The organism is Acinetobacter sp. YH12255 (assembly GCF_013417355.1).
Lineage (GTDB): Bacteria > Pseudomonadota > Gammaproteobacteria > Pseudomonadales > Moraxellaceae > Acinetobacter > Acinetobacter pseudolwoffii.
On record NZ_VPEC01000070.1, the window covers coordinates 1 to 7,878 of the forward strand.

General features: G+C 42.3%; 7 protein-coding genes and 2 pseudogenes. 7 read left to right on the top strand and 2 right to left on the bottom strand.

Annotated elements, in window-relative coordinates:
* The 3 genes and pseudogenes from FTV30_RS14925 to FTV30_RS14935 all read left to right on the top strand — a co-directional run.
* A pseudogene (locus FTV30_RS14925) lies at nt 1-916 on the top strand (IS3 family transposase); the annotation flags it as partial.
* Nucleotides 917-1,033: 117 nt separating this feature from the next.
* Complete coding sequence (locus FTV30_RS14930) at nt 1,034-1,774, top strand: hypothetical protein (RefSeq protein WP_180001859.1); 741 nt, start codon at nt 1,034-1,036, stop codon at nt 1,772-1,774.
* Nucleotides 1,775-1,806: 32 nt separating this feature from the next.
* The gene (locus tag FTV30_RS14935) at nt 1,807-2,127 is read left to right on the top strand and encodes an ankyrin repeat domain-containing protein (RefSeq protein ID WP_180001860.1); all 321 of its coding nucleotides are present in this window, start codon (nt 1,807-1,809) and stop codon (nt 2,125-2,127) included.
* A gap of 47 nt (nt 2,128-2,174) precedes the next feature.
* Here the strand turns inward: FTV30_RS14935 and FTV30_RS14940 are convergent, their stop codons facing one another.
* Nucleotides 2,175-2,726 carry a type 1 glutamine amidotransferase domain-containing protein gene (locus FTV30_RS14940; protein ID WP_005173569.1) on the bottom strand — a complete coding sequence of 184 codons (552 nt, stop codon included), beginning with the start codon at nt 2,724-2,726 and terminating at the stop codon, nt 2,175-2,177.
* A 380-nt stretch (nt 2,727-3,106) separates the two neighbouring features.
* On the bottom strand, nt 3,107-3,796 hold the full coding sequence (locus FTV30_RS14945) for a TIGR04219 family outer membrane beta-barrel protein (RefSeq protein WP_180001861.1): 690 nt from the start codon (nt 3,794-3,796) through the stop codon (nt 3,107-3,109).
* 135 nt (nt 3,797-3,931) lie between these two features.
* Between FTV30_RS14945 and FTV30_RS14950 the strand changes: the two genes are divergently transcribed.
* The 4 genes and pseudogenes from FTV30_RS14950 to FTV30_RS16375 all read left to right on the top strand — a co-directional run.
* A complete protein-coding gene (locus tag FTV30_RS14950; protein ID WP_180001862.1) occupies nt 3,932-5,380 on the top strand; it encodes an aldehyde dehydrogenase family protein in 1,449 nt (482 codons plus the stop codon).
* A 596-nt stretch (nt 5,381-5,976) separates the two neighbouring features.
* Nucleotides 5,977-7,452: a sodium-dependent transporter gene (locus tag FTV30_RS14955; protein WP_074383770.1), complete on the top strand. Its 1,476-nt coding sequence runs from the start codon at nt 5,977-5,979 to the stop codon at nt 7,450-7,452.
* 10 nt (nt 7,453-7,462) lie between these two features.
* A complete protein-coding gene (locus FTV30_RS14960) occupies nt 7,463-7,573 on the top strand; it encodes a methionine/alanine import family NSS transporter small subunit (RefSeq protein ID WP_005173576.1) in 111 nt (36 codons plus the stop codon).
* Between the two features lie 90 nt (nt 7,574-7,663).
* Nucleotides 7,664-7,765 (top strand): annotated as a pseudogene (locus FTV30_RS16375) (zinc transporter ZupT); the annotation flags it as partial.
* Nucleotides 7,766-7,878: the final 113 nt, after the last annotated feature.

The following is a 7,878-nucleotide window of genomic DNA, read 5'->3' on the forward strand; positions in this document are numbered from 1 at the left end:
TACATGCAAAAATCGGTGAGCAGGCATTAGAAATTGATTTTTTAGAAGGTGTGTTGAAGAAACTGGGCCGCTTCAACCACAAAAGTTAATCGATGACTCACTTCAGATTTCAGTATCTAAGCAAGCTAAGCTGCTGAAAGTCTCCCGTGGTTGTTATTACTATCGCCCAAAACCTGTGAGTGCATCAGATCTGAAGCTGATGCGGTGTATGGATGAGTTACATATGCAATACCCTTTTGCAGGTAGCCGTATGATGCGTGATTTGTTGAATCGTCAAGGACATCATATAGGACGACGTCATACACGTACTTTAATGAAGAAAATGGGCATTAATGCGTTATATCGTAAACCAAATCTAAGTCAGGCCAATCAAGCTCACCGTAAATATCCATATCTGCTCAAAGGATTGGCTATTCAGCGCAGTAATCAAGTGTGGTGTACGGATATAACGTATATCCCTATGGCAAAAGGCTTTGTTTATTTATGTGCTGTGATTGATTGGCATAGCCGCAAGGTACTTGCGCATAGGGTATCGATTAGTATGGAGGTGGATTTTTGTATTTCGGCTTTAAATAAAGCGATTGAAAAATATGGATCACCTGAAATATTTAATACAGACCAGGGCAGTCAGTTCACCAGTGATGCATTTATTGATGTATTGAAATCAAATGGCATTCAAATCAGTATGGATGGTAAAGGTCGATGGATTGATAATATGATGGTTGAACGGTTATGGAGAAGCGTTAAATATGAAGAGGTGTATCTCAAAGCTTATAGCAGTGTCACCGATGCGAAAAAGCAATTGAGTGCATATTTTGAATTTTATAATTTGAAACGACCTCATTCGAGTCTGGACAAAATGACTCCAGATGAGTTTTACTATGACCAGCTACCACAACAAAATAAGGTAGCTTAACTAGAGCAGAATATCACTTATAAATAAGCTTTTAGTTGTTCAAACAAGTGGGACCACCTCTTATTTATCACTAATTATGAGAAAAGTAATTTTATTATTGTGTAGGGGAAATAAAGTATGAAGTTAATTGATCAAATTGCAGAAGTATTGAAAGAAGCCAAAAAAGAAATGCATGTCGATGAAATTGCAACAGCTTTAGTCAAAAAATATCCTCATACACAACTGCCACTAGAGGATCTTTCTAAGAAAATTTCATCGGTTTTATCTGCTGATATCGCAAAAAATAAGAATAAATCTATATTCACAAAACCTAAAAATTCAAAAGGTGGGGTAAGGCGAGGGATTTATAAGACTAAGGTTCAACGTAATTTAATTCCTAAGGAAATAGTTGTACCTCAGCAACCTATTGTAAATGGACTTTATACAGGAAAAGCTGGTGAATTTGCTGTAATGTCTGAATTATTATTCTTTGGATTTAATGCTTCTTATATGGCAGTAGATGATGGAATTGATATCGTCGCGACTAAAGATAATAAATATTTTCATATACAAGTAAAAACAGCTAATTTATCTGACACTAATAAATATGTATTTACGGTTAATCAAAGAGCATATGACGCTAAAGACTCTTCTTCAACTTTTTATATATTAGTTATGAGAACTTTTACAGGCATGTCTTATGTGAATAATTATTTAATTCTACCTAATAGTGATATTAGGCGGTTTATAGATTCAGGAATCATTTCAAAAAGTGAAAAATTTTCTTTAAGAATTGAAAAGGATAAAACTGGAAAATACTTTTTAAATACAAAAGAGAATGTAAGCTGGGCGTTGAATAGATTTAGTATCATTATTTAAGATGACTAACTATTCATAAGGTTCTTAAAAAAATGAAACTCAACTCATTCTCCCCAATCCCTGAAGATGATGAACTGCATCTTCCTGAACTGGTCTACTGGGCATCTTTAGGCGACATCGAGCAGGTCGAGCAGGGCTTGCAAGAAGGTCTGGACGTCAACTCCGCCGATGAAGAAGGCTATAGCGCCTTACAGGCCGCCGCTGAAAATGATCATCTAGACGTAGTCAAACTTCTGGTTAGCAAAGGTGCAGATATTGCCCATCGCAGTCCACATACGGCACTAGAACTGGCCGAAATGGCAGGCAATAAAGAAGTGATGGTTTATCTAAAAAGCTTGACCGGAACTATTTAAAGCAAAAGAGAACCTCAATCATGAGATTCTCTTTTTATGGTAGGAACTTAGGCAGCATCGCCTTCAAGTTCTTTTAAAATGGCTTCATTAAAGGCCGGAAGATCATCCGGATTCCGTGAAGTAATCAGTACCCAGCCGCCGGTATTACAGCGATGCACTTCTTCATCGACCCATTTACCGCCGGCATTTTCCAGATCCAGCTTGATGCTCTTATACGAGGTCAGATTCTTGTCTTTAATTCGATCTGCATCAATTAAGGCCCATGGCCCATGACAGATCGCCGCAATCGGTTTGTGATTGTCGGCAAAATGCTGAATAATTTTCTGGGCATCCTGATTAATTCTTAAAGTATCTGCGTTGACTGTACCACCTGGAATCACCAACAGATCATAATCATTCAGGTCGACATGGTCAAAACTGGTATCAGGCGTATATTGGGTAGCAGCTTTGGTATCACCTTTGACAGTGGCTACATCTTCATTTTTTTCTGCAGCATGAATCACTTCAAAACCTTTGGACTTTAAAAAATTTAAAGGCTCAGTCAGTTCATCATGTTCAATACCTTGATTGGATGTAATAAAGAGGACCTTTTTTACCATGATTGCTGTTCCCAAAAAATGTGAGGATTTTTAGCTTAACAACAAGCCGATTTTTACAATGTTGGAGTTTTAACTCGGAACTGTTAAGCAAAGATAAATAAAGCAATGCACAGAAAAAGAAATAGCAGAAAAAAAAGCCCCAACATCCTGTTGGGGCTTTTTCCGTATCTCGTGATTTAGGTATAACTCCTGTCGTACCTCACGTCCTGATGCTTGCTTATTCTTGTTGTTTTTAGGTTTTCGGAGCATCCTGCTCTCTATGTGTCTAAAGTAATACACAAGCAGATTTTGTACCAGCAGCAGATTGCGCTTATTGTTGTACGCTTTGACTTACATGAACGCAGAGAAATTGAGCACGACCAGCTGCTGAATTCTTGGCATTAAAAATGTACATCTAAGCCAATATATGGGCCTTTAAATTCCAGCTGTAAATCTGGACGTTGCTCCTGTTCAAAATCTACCTTCATTATGCGATAACCGATTTTGGCACCGACATCGACCAGCAGATTATCAATAAAATCATATTGTAACTCAGCCTGTACATCGGTCTTTTTGCTATCGCTGCCATGACTGTAAACGGCTTCTGCTTTGGCACTCAGTCCGGTAAATGGCAATTTAACCCCTGCAGTTGCATAGAGCAGTGGAGTGTATTCATCCAGATCGTATTGTGTGAAAGCCCCGGTATTCAGGTTTTTTACCGTACCCTCCAGATTGCTTAAGCCTGCGCCTATATCGGCATGTACCACGGTATCCAGCAATTCGTAATACAGAATATAGTCAATATTCTTCAGTTTGATTTCTGAGGCATTGATCGGAGTGCTTTGTTCGCTGTTGCTGTCCAGATTGACATATTTGATTTTGGCATTCGGTAAAAGCGGAATCGGATGTTCAAAAGCCACGGACAGCTGCGCCGTACCTTGTCGATCCAGATCATGTTTCATACTGCTATTTTCGCTATAACCGTTAAAATTCCAGTAGCTGAGATCGGCTTTTGCCCCGATGAAATCTGCATGACTGAGCGTGCTTAATCCAAAACTGAAGAATAATGTGGCGAGTATTTTTGTCTGCATGACAGTGAGTCCCTAAAGCTTTATTAAAATTGAGCGTGTCTGGTTACTTAAAAACATCTTCTTAATATTTATCAGCAAGTGCATGATATAGAGAATTTCAAAAATGTATATCCTGGGATTTTGAAGGACTAAAAAATGCGATCTACAGCAGTACAACAGTGTAAAGACTATTCACTCTATGTGGCTGGTCAGGCGGTTCAGACCGGAGAATGGCTAGAGGTTAAACATAAATATACGCAAGCACTCTATGCACGTGTCGCTTTGGCCGATGCCAAAAGTCTGGAGCAGGCCATCCAGTCTGCCCTAGACACCGAGGCAGAGATGGCGGCTTTAGAACCCTTTCAAAAACAGAAAATTCTACTGCATTGTGTGCGCCGTTTTCATGAAATTCGTGAAGAACTGACTGAAATTCTGATTGCAGAAGGCGGTAAACCGCGCAAAGCGGCAGAAGCCGAAGTCGAGCGTCTGATTAATACCTTTCAAATTGCCGCAGATGCCGTGACTCAAATCGATCAGGGACGTATGCTGCCTTTGGCTGTAACCACGGCAGCATCGGGGTATCAGGGTATGGTTAAGCAGGTGCCGATTGGCGCAGTGTCTTTAATCAGCCCTTTTAATTTTCCCTTAAATCTGACCGCCCACAAAATTGCACCAGCGATTGCTGCCGGTTGTCCTTTCGTGTTGAAACCCGCCAGTCTGACGCCGATTTCTGCCTTGAAAATTGCCGAGATTCTGGCGGAAACCGATTTGCCGAAAGGCGCATTTTCAGTTTTACCCTGTCCGCGCGAGCTGGCCGATGTGCTGGTCACCGATGATCGTTTTAAATTACTCAGTTTTACCGGTTCCGATGTGGTGGGTTGGGATATGAAAGCGCGAGCTGGCCGCAAAAAAGTGGTTCTGGAGCTGGGCGGTAATGCCGCAGTGATGATCGAGCCGGATACCGAAATTAATGATGCCTTGATTACCCGTCTGGTTGGCGGTGCTTATGGTCATGCCGGGCAGGTCTGTATCAGTGTGCAGCGCATTCTGGTGCATCAGGATATTTATGCCGAAGTCAGAGATAAACTGCTTGCAAAACTCAAACATCTGAAAGCCACCGATCCAAATCTGAGCACAACTTTGGTGGGGCCGATGATCAAGGAAGCAGAAGCCAAACGCCTGAAAAAATGGCTGGAAAAAGCACTGAAAAAGGATGCCAGAATTCTGGTAGGTGGTGAGCTGGATGGAGTGATGTTCGCACCGACTTTATTGGAAAACGTGGATCATAATCTGGAAATTTACCGTGATGAAGTCTTTGGTCCGGTGGCGATGATTGAACCTTATCCTGATTTTGAAGCGGGGATTGCCTGTATCAATCGTAGCCGTTTTGGCTTGCAGGCCGGAGTTTATACCCAGAACTTGAACAAGATGCTGTATGCCTGGGATCATCTGCATGTCGGTGGGGTCATTATCAATGACATTCCATCTTTCCGGGTGGACAACATGCCCTATGGTGGGGTGAAGGATTCAGGTTTAGGCCGTGAAGGGATTCAATCTGCCATTCGCGATATGCAGGAAGAACGGATGCTGGTGATTAAATCTTAAGTAAATGACATCAATCGCTCAGATCCCGTGATGGATTTGCTGCAGGTCAGACCGGGGTATTGCAGTCCATTTTTAGATGTCAAAAATGCACGTGGAGCAGGGCGATCAGATCTCTGCTCCGCGCATTTCAGCTATAGAGTGGCTCACATCGCGATAAGCCTTTGACTTTAATTCTTCTATAAATATAAGGCGATTTGGATGATCGCAGCATGAGCTTTGCTTGACTACGGTTCTGTAGTCAAACTTAAGAAAGATATATTCCAAAAAGTTTGTCAATATATAACCTGTAAAATCAGGTAGGTTTCGTTGAATTATTGAACGCTTAATTCGAATAGATTATAAATGACGAATATTTTCAGCAGAATTTACAGAAAAAATTTAAAAAAGTCAGTATTGTTGAACCATCTACAAGGTCAGCTTTTTGATCAGACTTTAAGCAAGATGTAAGACCTGCTGACCTGTTTGTACATTAGAATTCGACGCCCAAAAGGTGCAGCTCTAATCCAAACACCCAAAATAATTGAAATGCTTCTTTATTTGCTTGCGCTATAACCATAACAAGCAGCATCTGAAGGGGTTTAAAGTTTAGGTGTTCTATGACAGAAACTCGTGAGAATTGGTCTGCACGATCAGGATTCATTATTGCAGCCATTGGTTCCGCCGTTGGCTTGGGAAATATCTGGCGTTTCCCTTATGTGGCTTATGAAAATGGGGGTGGGGCATTCCTGATCCCTTACCTGATTGCGATTTTTGCAGCAGGTTTGCCTTTATTGTTTTTAGACTATGCGGTCGGACACAAGTTCCGTAAAGCACCACCCATGGCCTATAAAAAACTCATGAATGCCGAATCCTTGGGTTGGTGGCAGGTGATGGTGACCCTGATCATCGGGATTTACTATGCCAGCGTCTTGTCTTGGGCCGGCAGTTATATGTTCTATTCCTTTGGGCAGCAGTGGGGCACAGATACCCAGGACTTTTTCTTTAACACTTATCTGCAAAATGGTGAAGGTTTAAGTTTAGGTTTTGTTCCTGTCCTGTTTTTCGGTCTGGTGGTTGTTTGGGCTGCGGTGATGCTGATTCTTTACGGTGGGGTACGCCGTGGGGTGGAACTGGCGAATAAAATCTTTATGCCACTTCTGGTAATTTTATTTTCTATTCTGGTGATTCAGGCGGTACGCTTACCGGGTGCAGTCGACGGCTTGAATGCTTTCTTTACGCCGAACTGGGAGGCCATGAGTAACTATAAAGTCTGGCTGGCCGCATTTGGTCATATCTTCTTCTCACTGTCGGTGGGCTTCGGGATTATGTTGACCTATGCCTCTTATTTGAAACGCAAAACCAACTTGACCGGTTCTGGGATCGTGGTAGCACTGGCCAACTCATCCTTTGAAATTCTGGCGGGTATTGGTGTATTTGCAGCGCTTGGTTTTATGGCCTTCAGCGCAGGTGCAAATGTTGAAGATGTCGTATCTGGCGGTATTGGTCTGGCCTTTATTGCTTTCCCGAAAATCATTTCCAGTTTAGGTGCAGGTGGTGACCTGTTTGGCTTCCTGTTCTTTGCTTCATTGACCGTTGCCGGTATTACCTCGATGGTCAGTATCCTGCAAGTTCCGATTGCCGCATTCCAGGACAAACTGGGCTGGTCGAAGAACAAGTCAGTCACGATTATTGCCGGTGGTTCAGCGGTGATTTCTACCTTGATGTTCTCGACCCATAGTGCGATTACCTTTGTCGACATTATTGACTACTTTGCCAATAATATCGGTATTGTCGGTGGTGGTTTGATCTCCATTATTCTGTTGTCGTGGTTCCGTCGTCCATTGATGAAGCAGCTGGAAGGCCATGTGAATCAGTTTGCCAGCGTGAAACTTGGTCGCAGCTGGAACTTCATGCTGACCGTCATCACGCCGTTGTCCTTATTAATGGCATTGGGTCTGACCCTGAAATCGATCATGGCAGAAGGTTATGGTGGCTATGCTGCCAGCACCCTGTGGATGGTGGGTGGAGGTGTCATGGCATTCTTTATTCTGGGCGCCATTCTGTTTAGTCTGGTCAAAGACCGTCATAGCTAGGAGAGCGATTATGAATACATCTGCACTGGTGATGATGATCATCTCTATCGTTTTATTGTGGGGTGGTCTGGTACTGTCCGTGATTCATCTGGCAAAAAATCCGGAAGAACCAGAAGACTAAAAATCTTCACATAAACCTACTGTTTTACTGTAAACGAAAGTCATTATCATCTATGGTGATAATGACTTTTTTAATGGCTGACGATTTGGCATGATTTCCGTTTCAGATGGACAAGTCTATACAGCCTTTGCCGTGACCTTCTTCGCTGGGCTTGCCACCGTGTTGGGTGGGGGACTGATACTGTTCCTTAAAATGTAGTTAAACATAGTCAAGGACTAATTCGCACTCTGTTAATGTCTTGTTGCCAAACGTGTAACTAGAGCCTGAGTCGGTCAGTTCCGACTTATAGCGATCAGTCCGTTCTT